The sequence below is a fragment of the Psychrobacillus sp. Z16_25 genome, from assembly GCF_056856695.1.
Map to the genome: position 1 here is coordinate 19946 of NZ_JBXEOV010000023.1, position 18255 is coordinate 38200.

Here is an 18255-nt window from a genome sequence, read left to right on the forward strand (position 1 = left end):
CATTCCCCTTTTTAAATTTTTGTCCCTGCAAAATGGCAGGCTGCGAAATGCCCCTCCTCTATTTCCTCCCATGCAGGCTTCTCTGTTCGGCAAACATCCTGAGCAATCGGACAGCGAGTATGGAAAGGACATCCAGATGGAGGATCTGCTGGGTTCGGAAGATCTCCCTGTAACCTTATACGCTTCACGTTTTTATTGATAGAAGGTCGTGGAATTGCAGACAAAAGAGCCTGTGTATATGGGTGCAGTGGATTGGTGAATAAATCCTCCACCGTACCAAGCTCCACTGTGTTTCCTAAATACATGACAAGAACACGGTCGCAGAAATAGCGTACTACCCCTAAATCATGCGAAATAAAAAGATAAGAAAGCTGGTATTTTTCTTGTAGTGTTTTTAAGAGCTTCAGAACCTGTGCTTGGACTGATACGTCAAGAGCAGAGACAGCCTCATCACAGATTATAAAAGATGGGTTTAAGGCAATAGCACGAGCTATCCCAATCCTTTGTCTTTGACCACCACTGAATTCATGAGGATAACGGTCATAATGCTCTTCTCTTAGTCCTACTTCTTGTAAGAGATTAAAAACAGCTGTTCGTCTTTCCTGCTTTGTCATATTCGTATGCATGACGAATACTTCTTCTAATGCATGCCCAATACGCTGACGTGGATTTAAGGAGGCATATGGATCTTGGAAAATCATTTGCATTTCTTTTACGAACTTTAATTTCTCTTTTCGCTTTAAGTTTTGGATTTCCTGCTCCTGGAAGATTATTTTTCCTTCTGTTAACTCTTCTAATCCTAAAATCGCTCTTCCTAAAGTCGACTTTCCACAGCCAGACTCTCCCACCACTCCCAGACTCTCTCCCTCGTAAAGCTTGAGGTTTACTTCCTGTACAGCCTGCACATGTCCTTGGACTCTTTTCAATATTCCACCTTTAATAGGGAAATATTTTTTAACTCCATTTAGTTCAAGGAGGACTTTTTTCTGATCATTTTTGGGCGACAAGGTGACCATTTTTCATCTCCTCCTCTTCGTATAGCCAGCAGCTCACCATATGCCCTTCATTAGTAACTAATTCCGGTGGGGCAATTTCACTGCACTTCGCAGTTGCAAATTTACAGCGTGGGTGAAACCTACAGCCTTGAATGTTCTCATGTAAGCTCGGTAAAGATCCAGGAATGGGCTCTAGCTCAAAATCTGGGTCGTCTACATTAGGAACAGAGTTTAGAAGTCCCTTTGTATAGGGATGCTTAGGATTATTAAAAATATCCTCGACTTTCCCTTCCTCCACCTTTTTCCCTGCATACATCACCATCACCTTATCAGCAACTTCTGCAACGACTCCCATGTCATGGGTGATAAGCATGACTCCCATGTTTAATTTCTCTTTTAACTCATTAATCAAGTCTAAAATTTGCGCTTGAATTGTTACGTCCAGTGCTGTGGTTGGTTCATCTGCAATTAAAAGCCCAGGATGACAAGCAAGCGCTATTGCAATCATTACCCGTTGACGCATTCCGCCACTTAACTCATGTGGATATTGGTTTATTCGTTTTTCAGGATAAGGAATCCCCACTTGCTTCAACAGCTCAATCCCTTGCTTCGTAGCCTCCGCCTTGGATAAGCTATGATGAAGCATTAATGGCTCTCTTAACTGATAGCCCACGGTTAACACCGGGTTCAAAGCAGTCATAGGCTCTTGGAATATCATAGAGATTTTATTACCACGCATTTTTCTTAATTCTTCATAAGGAAGGCTTTGAATTTCCTTCCCCTCGTATTTGACCTGACCCGATGCTATTTTCCCGTTGCTCGGCAATAAGCCAATCACAGAAAGGGATGTAATGCTTTTTCCACATCCCGATTCACCTACGATACATAGAGTCTCTCCTTTTGATATCGAAAAGGAGACATCTCGCACGGCTTGGACTGTGCCGTCTGCTGTGCGAAATTCAGTTACTAAGTTATTCACTTCTAATAATGTCTCCTTCATTCTGAGAACCTACTTTCCTGTAACATGTTTTAATGCCCACTTACCATTAGGATCTAGCTCTAGACCCGTGTAAGCATTGTTCATAGCAGAGGTAACCACGCCATGGTACATAACTACCGCTACGTTTTCTTCTAGCATAAGCTTATTTGCTTGATCTAATAGTTGCGCGCGTTCTTCTTGATCGACAGTAGTACGAGATTTCATAACTACCTCATCAAATTCTGGGTTGCTATATTGTGCTCTGTTTGAGTTTCCTACATTGTCACTGTGGAAGTTTGGATAGAATAGCTCCGAGCCATCTCCTGTTACGTTTGACCAGCTCAAGAAAGTTAAATCGTATTCTCCAGCACGAGCCGTATCAAGGAATGTTGCCCATTCCATAGATTCAATTTCCACTTTAAAACCTGCTTCTGTTAACTGCGCTTGCACGATTTCAGCCATTAAAGTAGTGTTAGCACGGTTTGCTGTTAAAAGTTTGATCGGCTTGTCACCATATCCATTCTTCTCCACTATTTCTTTTGCCTTTTCTACATCATAAGGAGTTCCTGCATTGTCTGCTGACTCGTTGTAGCCAAATACCTTTGGTCCGATAACACTATCACTTCTTACTCCTAGGCCATTTAACTTAGAAACAAAAGCATCACGATCAATTGCCGAAGCTACTGCTTCACGGAATTCTGGGTCCTGGTTCATTTCTCTTTGGTGATTGAACGTTAAATAGTAAACTGGTGAACCTTCGATTTTTTCTATCTCAATATCCTTCATCGATTCTAAACGACCAATTTGCTCTGTTGGCAGGTTATCAATTAGTTGAACCTCTCCAGTTTGTAGCATGGAGATTGCCGTAGACACTTCTGGTACTACTTTGAAGACTACTTTCTTTAAATCAGGAGCTCCATCCCAATATTCTTCATTCGCCTCTAGCTCTAATTGGTCTCCAGGAGTCCAGCTCACAAATTTGAATGGTCCTGTTCCAACAGGCTCCTTCATTAAGTCTTGTTTCTGATCAGCGGTGGGACTAACAATTGCTGCATTTGAATGTGTTAATCCAGCTAAGAAAGTTCCGTACGGATATTTCGTTGTAATTTTCAGTGTGTATTCGTCTTCTACAATAATTTCTTCTACTGGTTCAAATAGAGATGCACGAGGTGCAGCTGTTTCTGGGTCGCGCATTTTTTCAAAAGTGTATTTTACTGCCTCTGCATTAAATGGAGTACCATCGTGGAATGTTATTCCCTCTCTTAATTTAAATACCCATGTATTTTCATCGGGGTTTTCATAAGAAACTGCTAATTTCGGTTCAATTTCCATTGTTTCTACGTTTCGTGCAAAAAGTGTTTCATATACTTGCTCAGTTACATTCGCTGAAGCTGAGTCATTTGTTAGAATTGGCGAAAGTCCAACTGCATCTGTTGTAGAGGCATATGTGAATGTTTTTCCACTTATATCTGATCCCGAGCCGCTTTCTTTCTCGCTTGAATCACCACCTGAACACGCTGCTAAGATAACTGATACGACAAATAGTAGTACGACTAACCATTTTTTCTTCATTTTTTATTCCCCCAATTTTTATTGAATATCCATGTTTGGATCTAATGCATCTCGTAAACCGTCTCCTAAGACGTTGAACGCAAATACGGTAAGCATAATTGCTATTCCCGGTATGATCGTCAAGTGTGGAGATGTCCACATAAAGCTTTGTCCTTGCGAAATCATCGCACCCCACTCCGGTGTAGGAGGCTGAGCCCCTAATCCTAAGTAGCTTAAGGATGCGGTAGATAAGATTGCGGTACCCATACGCATGGTTGCAAAAACTATGATAGGAGCCATTGCGTTTGGCAAGATATGTCTGACCATAATTCGTAGGTCTGATGCTCCCAATGATTTCAACGCCATAATATACTCTTTTTGCTTGATAGAGAGGACGGAGCCTCGGACAATACGTGCACAGCTGGGTATAGACCAAATACTAATTGCAATTGCTACATTTACTAGGCTCGTTCCTAGAATTGCAATGATTAACATTGCTAGAAGAATACCAGGGAAAGAGAAAAGTAAATCTACTATTCTCATGATAATTGCATCTAGCTTTTTATAATAACCACCTAGCAAACCGAGGATAATACCACCGAAAAGCCCAAGACTTACTGCAGCCAATCCTACTAGAAGAGAAATTCTTGAGCCGTATACTAATCTTGACCAAACATCTCTCCCGTAGTTATCTGTTCCTAGCCAATGTCCTTCCGAAAATACAGGAAGCTCACTTGCCTTTAAATTCTGTGTAGCTGGATTATGTGTAGCTAACCAGGGGGCAAACACTGCCATCAAGACTAGCCCGATAATGAGAATTAGTCCGATAACAGCTAATTTATTTTTCAGTAGCCGCTTCATTGTTGTCACATAGACTTTGTCTTTTTTCTTTGGAGTCGTTAATTGATTCGGATGAACTGAAGCTGCATTCGTCATATGATGCTTCCTCCTTTCTTAGTCATAGCTAATTCTTGGATCTATAAAGGTATAAATAATATCTACTAAAAGATTCACCACTACAAACAGGGTTGCTACTAAAAGCACAGATGCCTGAACCATTGGGAAATCACGTTGAGCTATCGCGTCTATCATTAAACGTCCTACTCCATTAATCGCGAAAACCTTCTCCGTAATAATCGTTCCACCAAGTAATCCACCAAAGTTCACACCGATGACTGTTACTACAGGAATTAAGGCATTTTTTAAAGTATGAACCCAAATGACCTTGTTTTCTTTGACACCCTTCGCTCTAGCAGTTCGTACATAATCTGCTCTAGCTACTTCTAATACGGAAGACCTTGTCATTCTAGCTATCATGGCAGCTGCACTTGTTCCTAAAGTAATAGCTGGTAAGATCAATTGCTTAAACCCTTCCGTTGTATAAAACGGCTCTGATAGACCACCTACAGGTAACCATTGCAGATTCACTGCGAATACAAGAATTAATAATGCTCCAAGCCAGAAGTTAGGGATCGATATTCCGGCTAATGCAAGAGTTGTAGAGCTCACATCCAGCCAAGAGTTCTGCTTTAAAGCGGAGATAAGTCCAGCGATCACACCAATAATGATGGCTACAACCATACTGGCAACCGCCAGCTTCAGGGTGTTCGGAAAGCGTATGGCAATAGCTTCTGATACCGACTGCTTCGATTGATAGGAGTAACCGAAGTCTCCCTGTACCGCTTCTTTCAGATACCTACCGTATTGAACAAGAAAAGGATCATTTAATCCCAAATCGTCTCTGATCGCCTCTAATTCTGACTCTGTTGCTGTAGGTCCTCCCACCATCGTTGCCGGATCTCCCGGCGCTATGTACATGGACGAAAATACTAAAAAAGAAATGCCTAATAACAATAAAACTAGTTGAATCCCTCTTCGGACAATTAGATTAATCATGCATTCACCCACCCTTCAACGTTTGTTAATCTATTTAAATGTTTTGATTAACAAATGTCTGTTTTTTAATATTTCTGATTATAGTACATAAAAAAGGAAAAATCTATATGAATTTTCAAATAAATTTATTTATTCTATATTTTCTTTACTTTTCGGGTGCATTAGTTATAGATTAATTACATTTTGTATAGATATTTTCCATTTCATTTTCATGTTGTATAAATACATTAGTACGAAAGGAGAAAACGCTTACATTCGTTTTGTAAAAAAGACTATTTAGCTAATAATTGTCTACTTGCAAGATTCATTTATATTCTTTGGAATGATAGCTCTTATTTGGAGGACAGAAAAGAGTATTTGGGAAAAGAGGAGTGCTTAAAAAGTAGATATTGACCTCGTGGGGTAAGGAGTATGGTGTTAATATGGGACAATAAAAAACCATAAACTCTGGGTTTATGGCAACAAGTTGTACATTTTTAAAAGCAGAAGAATTTTTAATACCATTCTTCCTTTTGGAGTTTTATAGCTTCAAACCGCTCCTGCTCTTAAATCTACGCAACAGAATATGACTTTCTACTCTCGTAATCCCTTCAAGTGCATAAAGCTCTTCATTGATGAATTTTTCTAGGCTGACAAAATCGTCTACCAGCACATGCATATGTAATGTAGAAGGCCCAGTCATTTGATAACAGCTCGCTACACTTGGATTATTCGCTAATTTTTCTGCTACCTCTACAAGTGAGGATGGCTCACAATCAACCTCAAAGAAACCGGAAACACCTTTCCCTACCTTCTCCGAGTTAATAACTACTGTAAAGCTCTCAATAATGCCTTCCCTTTGTAGCTGATGTACCCTTTCTCTAACTGCAACTCTAGAAAGGTTTAATTCTTTTCCGATATCGACATATGATAAACGCGCATTTGCGGTCAGTAACTCTAGTATTTTACGGTCTGTGGCATCAATTCCCATTATTTCTCACCCCTTTAATATTCTATCTTAATGCATAACATGTATTTTTGAAAGAAAATTCACAATTATTTTACCACAATGTAAAATTTAATGAGCCATATCATTCTAAAAGAAATATTAGTAAGATTTGAGATTTATCCCCGTCTTATGAAATTAAGTATGTATAAAAAAAATAGGTAGGAATGCTAGATCCCCACCTGCTCCATATCATTTTTAAGCCAATAGTTTTACAATTTCACGATTAAATGCTGGTATATCATCTGGTGTACGACTTGTTACCAATTGGTTTTGACATACAAACACTTCTTCATCATGGAATTTAACCCCTGCATTTTCTAAGTCTACACGTATTGATGTGTAACCAGTAGCATCTCTTCCTTCCAATGCTTTAGCGGTAATTAGTAGCTGTGGACCATGACAAATTGCAAATACTGGCTTCTTTGCATCCATAAATGCTTTTGAAAACTGAACAAAACGATCATCTGCGCGTAAAATATCTGGAGAAAAGCCTCCAGGTAGGAATAATGCGTCAAAGTCAGCTGGATTTACGTCGTCAATATTATAATCGATGGTTACCTTTGCTTCATCATTTTTCCCAGTCACGACCTTGCCAGCTTCCTTTTCAATTGTAAATACCTCATGTCCTGCATCCGTTAACGCTTTAGCAGGTTCTGTATATTCTACATCCTCAAACATATCTGTGATTAATGTTGCTACTTTAGCCATCTTCTCACTCCTTATTGTTTGTTCTCTTTTATAATTCCACATTTAAAAGGGATTAAACATTCGAAAGAGATTCAAAGAGCTATGTTAGAATTGTACTTCTTTTTCGGAAAAACATGGTAATGAATTCATAGGAAAAAACAAAAGGGGTGTTCCATAAGTAGAAAACTTATGGGACACCCCATTTTATTACACTCTAGTATTTATTCTTCTAAGCCCATTTCAGCTTTTACCACTTCTGCAATTCGATTGACATAGCTTTCACAGCTTTCTTCTGTCGAAGCCTCTACCATGACACGAACTAGTGGCTCTGTACCGGAAGGACGAACTAATACACGGCCATTGCCAGCCATTTCTTTTTCTACTTCTTGAATGACAGCAGCTACCTTTTCATTCTCTGTTACCGCATGCTTATCCGTCACACGTACATTCACTAGCTTTTGAGGGAAAACTTTCATTTCACCAGCAAGCTCTGATAATTTCTTTCCAGTAACCTTCATGATATTCACTAGCTGTACGCCTGTTAGTAGACCATCGCCAGTTGTATTGTAATCTAAGAAGATAATATGACCAGATTGTTCTCCACCAAGATTGTATCCATTCAATTTCATTTCCTCTACAACATAACGGTCTCCAACGGCAGTTTTCACACTATTCATTCCGTTTTCTTCCAACGCTTTATAGAAGCCCATATTACTCATTACTGTAGAGACAACTGTATTGTTATTAAGACGACCATTTGCGTGAAGATATTTGGCCAGGATATACATGATTTGATCTCCATCTACGATGTTCCCTTTTTCGTCCACTGCAATTAATCGATCTCCATCACCGTCAAAGGCTAGACCAACGTCTGCTCCTTTTTCCAGCACGAACTTTGCAAGACCCTCTGGATGTGTGGATCCCACTCCTTCGTTAATGTTTAATCCGTTTGGAGATACACCCATTGTAGACAAATCGGCATCCAAGTCAGCAAATACATGTGTTCCTAACGAAGAGGTAGCACCGTTTGCACAGTCAAGCGCAACGTGAATCCCTACAAAGTCCTCATCTATAGTTTGTTTTAGATATTGGATATACTTCTGACCACCTTCGAAGTAATCAGAAACTGTACCAATAGCTCCTCCTGTCGGACGAGGCAACTCATCCTGCTCCGCATCTATTAGACGCTCAATTTCCTCTTCCTGTGCATCTGATAGCTTAAACCCATCTGATCCAAAGAATTTGATTCCATTGTCTGCGACTGGATTATGAGAAGCTGAGATCATGACTCCTGCATCAGCACTCATTACTCGAGTTAAATAGGCTACTCCAGGCGTACTAATTACACCAAGACGCATTACTTCTACTCCTACTGATAAGAGACCAGCTACTAACGCGCCTTCTAACATATGACCCGAAATTCGAGTATCTCGGCCTATTACTACCTTTGCTCGGTCCTTTGCCTCTCTTGTTAAAATATATCCTCCAAAGCGACCTAGTTTATATGCTAACTCTGGTGTTAATTCTGAGTTTGCTACACCTCGTACGCCGTCAGTCCCAAAATATTTTCCCATTTGATCAACTCTCCTTAATAACCTGTTATCCTACGTTTTAAGCTTCTGTTATCATTAGTGTTGCTTCGGATTCAGATGTTTCCCACTCTATATTAGATGGGGCATCAATTTGAATAGGCAGTACTGTTTCTCCAAGTTCGGAGTTCTTAGCATCAACGTATATGGAAATGTTGTTAGCTTGTACTTTATCCAAAGCTTCCTGTGGCCCTTTCGCCACTACTGTGATTACCCCATTTTCAGGAAAATGAAAGCTACTTCTTAAATTTTCAGCAAGCCCATTCACCACAATTTGCACATTTTCAAATGATTTTTCGGTGATGGAGGAAGATACATCCTCTTCTTTATTTCCTTGTTCCTCGTTTCCTTGTTCCTCTGGTTCAACTACCGTCACTTCAGCCCTAATTTTTATTTTTTCCGTGGATAGCTTTGTGACACCTTCTGGTACTAAGAGTTTCAAGTCAAAATTGCCCGATTCCTCTATCTTGCTAATATCAACATCCACATTTAACTGTTTAATTTTATCTAGAACGGATTTCGGTCCATAAAGCCTAATTTTCTCCGTTTCCGTAGTCAGTGAACGGATAGTCACTCCTTCTTTAGGCGAGCCTTCTCTACCTAAAGCAATCGGAACTTCCTTACTATACTCCTCTACTCCGACCTTTACTAGCACTGTTCGAGGTTCGACCATGACATCTAGTTTGTTTAAGTCCAAATCTAGTACTCGAACGCTGGCCTGTTGTTCAAAGGATTTATTTATTCCATTCGAACCAGTAATGGTCGCTTTTACATAACCGATGCTATCTATAACGCCTTTTGCACCCGTAATTGTAACTACTCTTGGCTCTACTGACGTATCAGCAATCACGTAATTATCTGCTAGGAGGCTCTCATTCATGTCTAATTCAACTACAAATTCTTCTGATATACGTTCATCTATTACGACATCTATATAAGCAGGCTCTACTTTAACTTTAAGCTTATCAGAAAAGGATTCAGTTGAAATAGCTACTCGGTGCTCTCCATAGGTTAATTCTCTTAAATCTACAAAGACTTTGTAATCCTTCATCACCTTTGTAGATTTAACCTGCTGAGCAGGTCCTTCTATGTTAACTGTTACAGTTTCAGGCGTTCCTGTTACGACTGAATTTTCATCATCGTAGTATACTTCTAAGGGAACATCTCTTAAGACCTCTACGTCGGTACCGCTTGTATTTTGATCGGAAGTATCAAATTCCGATTTAACAGAGACAAATAGCAGAATTGCTAAGGCAAGGGCAATAATTCTTAGAATCCATGGATTACTTAACATTTTATCCATTTTGCTTACCCCTCCTCAACCACTTGGAGGATGTCACCTGTTCCTCCGTTGCTCCGAACCAAAGTCGACTTAAATGCACCTTAAACTCATCCATGGAAAGATTCCGATGCAAATCACCATTTGAGGTTATGCTAACTGCACCAGTTTCTTCTGATACTACAATGGTAACAGCATCTGTTACTTCACTGAGCCCTATAGCCGCTCTATGACGTGTGCCAAGTTCTTTAGAAATGAACGGACTTTCTGATAGAGGCAAATAACATGCTGCAGAGGTTATTTTGTTCTTCTGTACAATGACAGCTCCATCATGTAACGGGGTATTAGGGATAAAGATATTGATCAACAGCTCAGAAGTAAGATTCGCATTTAAAGGTATCCCTGTTTCTATATACTCTGTTAGCCCAGTTTCTCTTTCAATAGAGATCAGCGCTCCAATTCGACGCTTCGCCATATAGCTCACAGATTTCGTCATTGCATCGATTAAACGCTCCTGCTCCTCTTGTTCATGTTGGGAGCCGCGAGAGAATAGCTTCCCTCTCCCAATCTGTTCTAGTGCCCTTCTAATTTCCGGTTGAAAAATAATGATAATTGCTAAAAAACCCCAGTTAATAACTTGACTTAATATCCAGCCAAGGGTATCTAATCCTAAAAAGTCAGTCATTATTTTTGTTACAACAATAATAAATATACCATTTAATAATTGAACAGCTTTTGTCCCTTTAATAAGGGTGATAATTTTATATATAACGAACCAAACCAATAAAACATCTAAAATATTTACAATTACGTTTACTGGCATAAAATCGGTAAATTGCTCCATAAACGACATGTGGCATCCCCCACTTTTCCTCACGAATCCATATGTTCTCATTATAACATATAAGCGTGTTTTAATTCTCTTTCGAAGAACGCAAAAAAAGTGCAGACATTAAAATATCTATCTGCACTCTTCCAGCTTGCCCTTATTCATCTTTCTTGAAAAACGAGCCTACTTCTTTCACACTATTCTTTATATGAAACCATAGCCAATCAAAGACCTCATTTATTTCTTCAGAAGTACCGGTAATATTTGCTGTAGAAGCCATGTACTTTGTTCCATTAATAACAGTCAAATTACCATCTAGCTCCCCATCTATTCGTACATTCCCATTCTTTACAACTAAGTCTCCCTTTACGACTTGTCCTTCAGGGATGATAACCGTTTCTCCTTCTACTATCACGTTTTCTTGCTTTGTGAAAGAGAATTGCTGGTCATCTTGATATGATGAGAATAGCATGCTGCTCATTAATACAAGAAATACTGCAGCAGCAGTCAAAACAGGATGATGGCGAAACCATCTACTTACACCGGTATGCGATTTTTCCTTTGGAAGTCTCGCCATAACAGACATAGTGAAACTATTTGGCGCCTCCACATGAGCCGCGCCCTTCACAAAAGCAACTACATCACTGAGCTCATGCATATGAGCCTGGCACTCTTTGCATGTCTGTAGGTGCGCCTTGAGCTCCAGCTCATGTTCACGACTTATTTCGCCATCTAAGTATTCGTGCATATAGTGAACAATTCGTTCTGGACACGCATTCATGATGATTCCTCCTACAATAGATTGGCTTGTTTGCTCAATTGCTTACGAAGTGCTTCACGACCTCGATGAATTCTCGTTTTTACAGTTCCCAGCGGCAGATCCAATATCTCACTTATCTCTTGTAAAGATAGCTCTTCCATATACTTTAAGACAATGGCTGAACGATACTTATCTGGTAGTCTGCTAATTTCATACTGTATTCTATCTTGCAGCTCTAGCTTCATCAATTCTTCTTCTGGAAGCTCCTCAGAGGCAGCTATTTGAGAATACATGTCTAATCCTTCTGTACCCTTTACTTCCGCGTCTAAATAATAATCTGGCTTTTTCTTTCTTATACGATCTATACATAAGTTCGTTGCAATTCTATATAGCCATGTGGAAAATTTTCTTTTTTGATCAAACGTATGAATATTGATAAATGCACGTACGAACGCTTCCTGAGCAATGTCCTCAGCCTCATGACGATTCCCAAGCATACGATAGCAAACCTGATATAACCTATGCTGGTAAAGGTCCACGATTTCCGCAAAAGCATCCTTGTCACCTTTTAACACTTGCTTTATTCTTTTGTTAACTAACGCATCCATTGAGATTTCCCTCCGCTCCATGCGGCTGTCTTACCTATACGTACGAGGTGTCAGCAGGTTTCATTTTTTTCATCTAAATTTAATTTTATCAAAGAAATAGCTCTTTGTGTTTAAATAAAAAAAGAAAAAGCAGACAAATCTGTCTACTTTTTGACTCATTTTTATATTAAACTTTCACCAAATAGAGAACCCATTAGTGCTACCGCTACATCAGCAGTCTTATTTCTTTCATCAAGTATAGGGTTTACCTCAACAAATTCAGCGGAAGTAATTAAACCAGAGGAATAAAGCATTTCCATTGCCAAGTGACTCTCTCTATAGCTTATTCCACCCGGCACCGGTGTTCCTACTCCAGGAGTGTACAACGGATCGATGCCATCTAAATCAAGTGATAGGTGAACCCCATCTACTTTACGAGCTAGAAAATGTGCGATTGTTTGATTCATCACTTCTGTCATTCCTAGCTTGTCAATTTCATGCATCGAAAATACTTTAATACCCTTTTCTTTAATAAGCGCTTTTTCGCCTGGATCAACGGACCTTGCACCAATAATCACTAGATTTTCCGGTTTTATTTTTGGAGCATATGCACGGATATTTACTAGCGCCTCATGTCCTAACCCCATGCTGACCGCAAGTGGCATTCCATGAATATTACCTGAAGGCGTCGTTTCCTCTGTGTTCATATCTGCATGGGCATCATACCAAATAACCCCCATATTTTCATAACGATCAGATAACCCAGCAAGCGTTCCAATAGCAATACTATGATCTCCACCTAGCACTAATGGGAAATCACCTTTTGCTACTACCTCATGTACTTTATTAGCAAGCGCTGTATTACCCTCTATAACATCTTGTAAGTTTCTAAGCTTTTCATGAGGCGTCTTTTCTGGATTATTTTTACCGATAGGAATATCCCCTAAATCGTTCACATGATGGCCAAGTGCTTCTAGTCTCTCAACTACTCCTGCGTAACGAATGGCACTAGGACCCATATCTACTCCACGTCTATTTTGACCTAAGTCCATTGGAACTCCAATAATGGATAGGTTTAAATGATTCATGTTTTTAAGCCCCTTTCAATTCATACATCTATTGTAATTCCAAATTTCATATGGCTCAACAGCGCAAACTCACGTATATTTATGCAACAGTTGAAAAAGATGGGTTTTCGTTTTTTCCCACTCTTCATCAATGAAAGAATAAATAACGGTATTCCTTACCACTCCATTTGAACGAATTCTTTCATTCCGAAGAACGCCCTCTCTTTTTGCCCCTATTCGCTCAATCGCCTGTTGGGAGGAGAGGTTTTGTTCATCTGTTTTAAGTTGAACACGTATCAGCTGCAAATCTTCAAAACAATATGTTAATAAAAGATATTTGCATGCCGTATTCACATTCGTTCGCTGAAACCTTTTTCCGTAAAAGGTTGAGCCGATTTCACAAGACTTATTTGTATAATCGATACCATAAATCCGTGTAGTTCCCATTATCTCTTTAGTATCGGTATGCTCTACAGCAAAAGTAAGAGCCTTCCTCTCACGCATCTGGTCAATACCAGCCTGAAGCCACTTATTCAACTGATTCTGTGTTTCTACTTTATGTAGCATAAATTCAAATATTTCCGGCTCAAACAGCCTCCATAATTTCACAAAATCAGTTTCTTTTAAAGGACGTAGTGTAACATTTTGATAATTTAGCATCCGTACACCTCTTTTTTTATAGTGGAAGATAAATAATAGCTGTGAGTCGTGAATTGCTATTTCTAGCATACTTTCCTGAAAGCAAATTTCAAAGAGAACAAAATACATACAAAAGAAATACTTATCGTCCTATTAAGAAAGCACAAGGCATGCCTCGACAAGCAAATGAAGGACTGCGAGGAGGCAGTCGGCACCCATTTGACCTCGAGGTGCAAAGCGCTGAAGCTGAACAATAAGAAAAAATCCTTCCCGCCTGAAAGGTGGAAAGGATTTTTTAGGATGGAGCCTAGCGGGATCGAACCGCTGACCTCCTGCGTGCAAGGCAGGCGCTCTCCCAGCTGAGCTAAGGCCCCATATCAGGGTGATGTGTAAAATGGCTGGGGTACCTGGATTCGAACCAGGGCATGACGGAATCAAAATCCGTTGCCTTACCGCTTGGCTATACCCCAAAAAACTGGTGGAGGGGGACGGATTCGAACCGCCGAACCCTAAGGAGCGGATTTACAGTCCGCCGCGTTTAGCCACTTCGCTACCCCTCCAGGCTATATTAAATAAATTAAAATGGTGGAGGATGACGGGCTCGAACCGCCGACCCTCTGCTTGTAAGGCAGATGCTCTCCCAGCTGAGCTAATCCTCCATGTAGGTTTTATTGAAAAACCGGACAATAAATATATTATCATAAGCACCTTTTCGAAACAAGCACTTTTTTAAAAAAAGATATCTGTTTTCTAAAAAGAACTATGTAATCATTCTACTTTTTTATAGGTTGTTTGGCAAGAGTTTTTAGCGAGTTATCCAGGTAGTACTTTTCTTTCTGTTACCATTGGTAGATACTTAAACTAAAGCATAATTATGACAGAAAGGGTGTACCTTTATGCAATTAACCTTCCTTGGAACCGGAGACTTTCTACCAGATAGAAGCGGACATAATAGCGCATTTATTGAATGGAACGATACTCGCCTATTTATAGACTTCCCAGCGACTAATCGACAGTCGCTTCAGAAATTAGGATTTGACTTAAATATTGTAGAGCATTTATTCATCACCCATCTCCATGAAGATCATATAAACGGTCTACAGCAGCTAGCACATTATAAGACAATCCTTGGGAAAGGAAAAATAAATCTCTATCTTGCAGAGGATTTGGTTGAAGGCTTATGGAATACATTGAAGGAGGGACTTGGGCTATCTACTAACGGTCCGAAAAAATTGGAGGATTATTTTCATGTAACGCTCGTTCGGCCAGAGGAAGAATTCTATATAGCTTGCCAATCATTTCGTATTATCCGCACAGATCATATTCCCCAGATGATCAGTTACGGAATATTAGCAGAGCCGTATTTCTATTACAGTGGTGATTCCATAGTCAACGAGGCTTTGCTTCATTCTCTAAATGTTCATACCATCTTTCACGACTGTCATATGTGGGATCTTCCCATCCTTTCCCACCCTAGCTTACAGGAAATAAAAGCGCTTGACTCATCCTTAACGAAAAAAATGATTTTAATGCACTATCATAGTGGTTACGATACCGAGGACGCAAAGCTGCAGATAGAACGAAAAGAAAAAATAAGGCTAGCAAGACCGCTGTACTCTTATAAGTTTTCATCCTAAGTAAGGAGGGCGCTCATGTATTTAGAAATTTATCTTTATCCAGTAACTGAAGAAAATAAAGAACAATTTTTACAGATTAATCGAGAGGCCGAACGCATCTATAAAGAGTATGGCGCTATCGAAAGTGAAACATATGTCGCTACATCCATTCAGCCTGAATACGGTTGTGCCGGAATGGTATCTGCTGTAGAACTGCTTGAAAAAGAAATACTGATGATGGAAATTAACCGCTATCATAACAAGAGACATCAGATTCAGGTATTGGAGAAAGTTGATCAGGACGAACGGATTAATACGCTATATAACCAAATGACAAAGGTGATTGATATGAGCAGAACTGTCCGCGGCGAATTTGGAATGCCATAACGTCCATTTAAAAGCGACTTTGTGATTGTCTTAACAGAGCCAATCACAAAGTCGCTTTTTCATTTATGAACTAGCATTACTACCTATTGTTTAATACTTATCAATTACTCTCTGTTTGGACAGCATGGTAAATTCTAGACAGACAGAAAAAAGCGACTCTCCATTATCTTTGGAGAATCGCTTTTTGTTTTTCAATTAAGCTTCCAACCGGGCTCGAACCGGTGACCTCTTCCTTACCATGGAAGCACTCTACCTAACTGAGCTATGGAAGCAAATTAACATAAAAATGGCTCCGAAGGTAGGACTCGAACCTACGACCAACCGGTTAACAGCCGGTTGCTCTACCACTGAGCTACTTCGGAACGTCTAGATATAATTATAGGTAATGTAACAAACTTTTTCAAGTATCAATTTCTTTCATTAGTATGTTTTTGTACCGTTATTTTATACAGCTTTTTTTAAAAAAGAATATAAGAGAAAATAACCACGGTAACTATACCATGGTTATTTTCTTGTAAAAGGAGTTTTAGTTTACTCTCGTTTTACGTAGAATTTCTGCTGATTGATTGAATAGCTTAGTCTCTTCTTCATTCAACTTTAAGGTAGGAATTTCTTTCACACCCTCGTATGTTACAACGGCTGGGACACTCATATAGATATCTTCTTGGCCATATTCGCCGTTCAATAAACAAGAAACTGGAAGAATAGAATGCTCGTTATTGAGAATTGCCTTCGTGATTCTTGTTAAGCACATTCCTATTCCGAAATTCGTAACACCTTTACGATTAATAATCTCATAAGCAGCCCTACGAACTGCGTTAAAGATCGAGTTGAGTTTTTCTTTATCATTTGGATTATTTCGTCTTTCCAAGAAATCTTCCAGCGATTCTACCCCAATATTAGCTTGACTGAATACAGCTAGTTCACTATCACCATGCTCACCGATGATAACTGCATGAACATTCCTTGGATCTACTTCAAAGTACTCTCCTAAAAGTACCTTGAAACGAGCTGTATCCAAGGTAGTTCCTGAACCAATGACCTTGTTCGCAGGCAGGCCGCTTTCCTTGTATGCTACATAACTCATCACATCAACTGGGTTGGAAGCAATGAGAAGAATTCCATCGAAGCCGCTTTTTTTAATCTCCTGAACAATAGATTGCATAATTCGAGTGTTGCGTTCTACGAGTTGTAATCTCGTTTCACCAGGCTTCTGGTTGGCTCCGGCCGTAATAACAATTAGTTGTGCATCCTTGCAATCCTCATAGGTACCAACACTAACTTTCATGTTCGTTGTTGCCACTGCCATACCATGCACAAGGTCCATTGCTTCACCCTCTGCTTTTTCTTTATTAGCATCGATTAGTACAAGTTCAGTAACAACCCCTTGGTTAACTAGACTATATGCATAAGCAGTACCAACCGCACCGCAACCAACTAAAACAACTTTTCTCATTAAATCACCTCATATATAGAATCAAAAATAGTCAGATATACATTCAACGCTCGCTGTTAGTATGTCTTAAATTAAAGTATTTATTACACCAGTAAAAAGTATGTCGCACAGTAATGACTTGTATGTACTAAGAGTGAACTACTATTTTTAGGTAACCCTTTTCACATTACACCTGTCCATCCAAATTTAAGCTAGATCCAGAACAGTGTTCCATTTTGATTAAAAATTGGTTCAGGTGATGTAGTTGAACATACCGTATAGATGGTTCCAAATGGGCAACTACTTCTTCATATGTATCGCCGAATGCAATCTTTATTATAGTAGCTTATATTAGGGAGCGCAAACTTCCTTTTCTGTCCACAAGTCCTATGTTACAACAAATCATAGATGATTTTTTTGGAAATTAGATACAACTATTTTGCGCATAAATGTCGAATTTTATGTACGGGATTAAAAGATTTCCTTTTTAACTAAGAATTTTTTAGTCTGCAAAGAATTATTATTTTACTATCCCCATTATAACTTTTTTATATTGATAGGAATGCGGCACTGATATCCATTTATTTAGTCTGGCACGAACGAGAGTAAAATCGGCTTGTCTGAGAATAAATGCTCCGGGAACGAGAGTATTACTGCTGAATGAGAGTAAATCTGCTCTATCCTAGAGTAACCCACGGCTATACGAGAGTAACCACCATCTATCCGAGAGTATTGCTCCTCTGAACGAGAGTAAATCTTATGATGTCTCTGACAGGGATAGAATTTTGGAATCCTTCGCTTATCTAGGAGACTGGCAAGTTTCGGCCATGCCCTTCACCATACTAGTTTCATCTATTTATATAGTAGTTGCCGGGTGGGAGACTGCCTCGGGATGATTATGTACATATAATTGTGTAAAAGTGAAAAGTCATATAAATTCCTGGGTAAATGTTAGTGTGCGACCAAAAACA

At 39.4% G+C, this 18255-nt stretch carries 17 protein-coding genes and 6 tRNA genes; 2 read left to right on the plus strand and 21 right to left on the minus strand.

Features of this window, described 5'->3' with window-relative positions; translation table 11 throughout:
* Window positions 1-11: 11 nt before the first annotated feature.
* The 18 genes from AC1VU3_RS16030 to AC1VU3_RS16115 form a co-directional block, all read right to left on the minus strand.
* On the minus strand, window positions 12-1016 hold the full coding sequence (locus AC1VU3_RS16030) for an ABC transporter ATP-binding protein (protein ID WP_480390445.1): 1005 nt from the start codon (window positions 1014-1016) through the stop codon (window positions 12-14).
* Entirely contained in the window at window positions 991-1995 is a 1005-nt protein-coding gene (locus AC1VU3_RS16035) for an ABC transporter ATP-binding protein (protein WP_482983985.1), read from the minus strand. Before AC1VU3_RS16035 ends, AC1VU3_RS16030 begins: the two co-directional genes overlap by 26 nt.
* Before the next feature lie 9 nt (window positions 1996-2004).
* Complete coding sequence (locus AC1VU3_RS16040) at window positions 2005-3546, minus strand: glutathione ABC transporter substrate-binding protein (protein ID WP_482983986.1); 1542 nt, start codon at window positions 3544-3546, stop codon at window positions 2005-2007.
* An 18-nt stretch (window positions 3547-3564) separates the two neighbouring features.
* The gene (locus AC1VU3_RS16045) at window positions 3565-4461 is read right to left on the minus strand and encodes an ABC transporter permease (protein WP_480390448.1); all 897 of its coding nucleotides are present in this window, start codon (window positions 4459-4461) and stop codon (window positions 3565-3567) included.
* An 18-nt stretch (window positions 4462-4479) separates the two neighbouring features.
* Entirely contained in the window at window positions 4480-5421 is a 942-nt protein-coding gene (gene nikB, locus AC1VU3_RS16050) for a nickel ABC transporter permease (RefSeq protein ID WP_482983987.1), read from the minus strand.
* A 520-nt stretch (window positions 5422-5941) separates the two neighbouring features.
* Window positions 5942-6391 (minus strand): Lrp/AsnC family transcriptional regulator, encoded by a 450-nt coding sequence (locus tag AC1VU3_RS16055; protein WP_482983988.1) that lies wholly within the window; start codon window positions 6389-6391, stop codon window positions 5942-5944.
* Between the two features lie 213 nt (window positions 6392-6604).
* The gene (locus AC1VU3_RS16060) at window positions 6605-7117 is read right to left on the minus strand and encodes a type 1 glutamine amidotransferase domain-containing protein (protein WP_480390451.1); all 513 of its coding nucleotides are present in this window, start codon (window positions 7115-7117) and stop codon (window positions 6605-6607) included.
* Window positions 7118-7317: 200 nt separating this feature from the next.
* On the minus strand, window positions 7318-8670 hold the full coding sequence (glmM, locus tag AC1VU3_RS16065) for a phosphoglucosamine mutase (protein ID WP_480390452.1): 1353 nt from the start codon (window positions 8668-8670) through the stop codon (window positions 7318-7320).
* Between the two features lie 37 nt (window positions 8671-8707).
* The gene (locus tag AC1VU3_RS16070) at window positions 8708-9988 is read right to left on the minus strand and encodes a CdaR family protein (protein ID WP_480390453.1); all 1281 of its coding nucleotides are present in this window, start codon (window positions 9986-9988) and stop codon (window positions 8708-8710) included.
* Window positions 9981-10817, minus strand: a complete 837-nt coding sequence (gene cdaA / locus AC1VU3_RS16075; RefSeq protein WP_480390454.1) for a diadenylate cyclase CdaA — start codon at window positions 10815-10817, stop codon at window positions 9981-9983. The genes AC1VU3_RS16070 and cdaA overlap by 8 nt, the downstream gene beginning before the upstream one ends.
* A gap of 133 nt (window positions 10818-10950) precedes the next feature.
* Window positions 10951-11574, minus strand: coding sequence for a zf-HC2 domain-containing protein (locus tag AC1VU3_RS16080; protein ID WP_482983989.1), 624 nt, complete (start codon window positions 11572-11574; stop codon window positions 10951-10953).
* An 11-nt stretch (window positions 11575-11585) separates the two neighbouring features.
* Window positions 11586-12161: an RNA polymerase sigma factor SigW gene (gene sigW / locus AC1VU3_RS16085; protein WP_480390456.1), complete on the minus strand. Its 576-nt coding sequence runs from the start codon at window positions 12159-12161 to the stop codon at window positions 11586-11588.
* A 161-nt stretch (window positions 12162-12322) separates the two neighbouring features.
* A complete protein-coding gene (rocF, locus tag AC1VU3_RS16090; protein WP_480390457.1) occupies window positions 12323-13228 on the minus strand; it encodes an arginase in 906 nt (301 codons plus the stop codon).
* 69 nt (window positions 13229-13297) lie between these two features.
* Window positions 13298-13867: a GNAT family N-acetyltransferase gene (locus AC1VU3_RS16095; RefSeq protein WP_482983990.1), complete on the minus strand. Its 570-nt coding sequence runs from the start codon at window positions 13865-13867 to the stop codon at window positions 13298-13300.
* Window positions 13868-14147: 280 nt separating this feature from the next.
* A tRNA-Ala gene (locus AC1VU3_RS16100) sits at window positions 14148-14220 on the minus strand.
* A 21-nt stretch (window positions 14221-14241) separates the two neighbouring features.
* Window positions 14242-14316 (minus strand) — tRNA-Gln (locus AC1VU3_RS16105).
* A gap of 6 nt (window positions 14317-14322) precedes the next feature.
* Window positions 14323-14406 (minus strand) — tRNA-Tyr (locus tag AC1VU3_RS16110).
* 23 nt (window positions 14407-14429) lie between these two features.
* Window positions 14430-14505: transfer RNA gene (locus AC1VU3_RS16115), tRNA-Val, on the minus strand.
* 237 nt (window positions 14506-14742) lie between these two features.
* Here AC1VU3_RS16115 and AC1VU3_RS16120 point away from each other — a divergent pair.
* Window positions 14743-15483: an MBL fold metallo-hydrolase gene (locus AC1VU3_RS16120; RefSeq protein ID WP_482983991.1), complete on the plus strand. Its 741-nt coding sequence runs from the start codon at window positions 14743-14745 to the stop codon at window positions 15481-15483.
* 15 nt (window positions 15484-15498) lie between these two features.
* A complete protein-coding gene (locus AC1VU3_RS16125; protein WP_480390460.1) occupies window positions 15499-15849 on the plus strand; it encodes a DUF1428 family protein in 351 nt (116 codons plus the stop codon).
* 198 nt (window positions 15850-16047) lie between these two features.
* Here the strand turns inward: AC1VU3_RS16125 and AC1VU3_RS16130 are convergent.
* The 3 genes from AC1VU3_RS16130 to AC1VU3_RS16140 form a co-directional block, all read right to left on the minus strand.
* Window positions 16048-16121, minus strand: a tRNA-Thr gene (locus tag AC1VU3_RS16130).
* Window positions 16122-16136: 15 nt separating this feature from the next.
* A tRNA-Asn gene (locus AC1VU3_RS16135) sits at window positions 16137-16211 on the minus strand.
* 164 nt (window positions 16212-16375) lie between these two features.
* Window positions 16376-17305, minus strand: coding sequence for an L-lactate dehydrogenase (locus AC1VU3_RS16140; RefSeq protein WP_482983992.1), 930 nt, complete (start codon window positions 17303-17305; stop codon window positions 16376-16378).
* Between the last annotated feature and the right edge of the window lie 950 nt (window positions 17306-18255).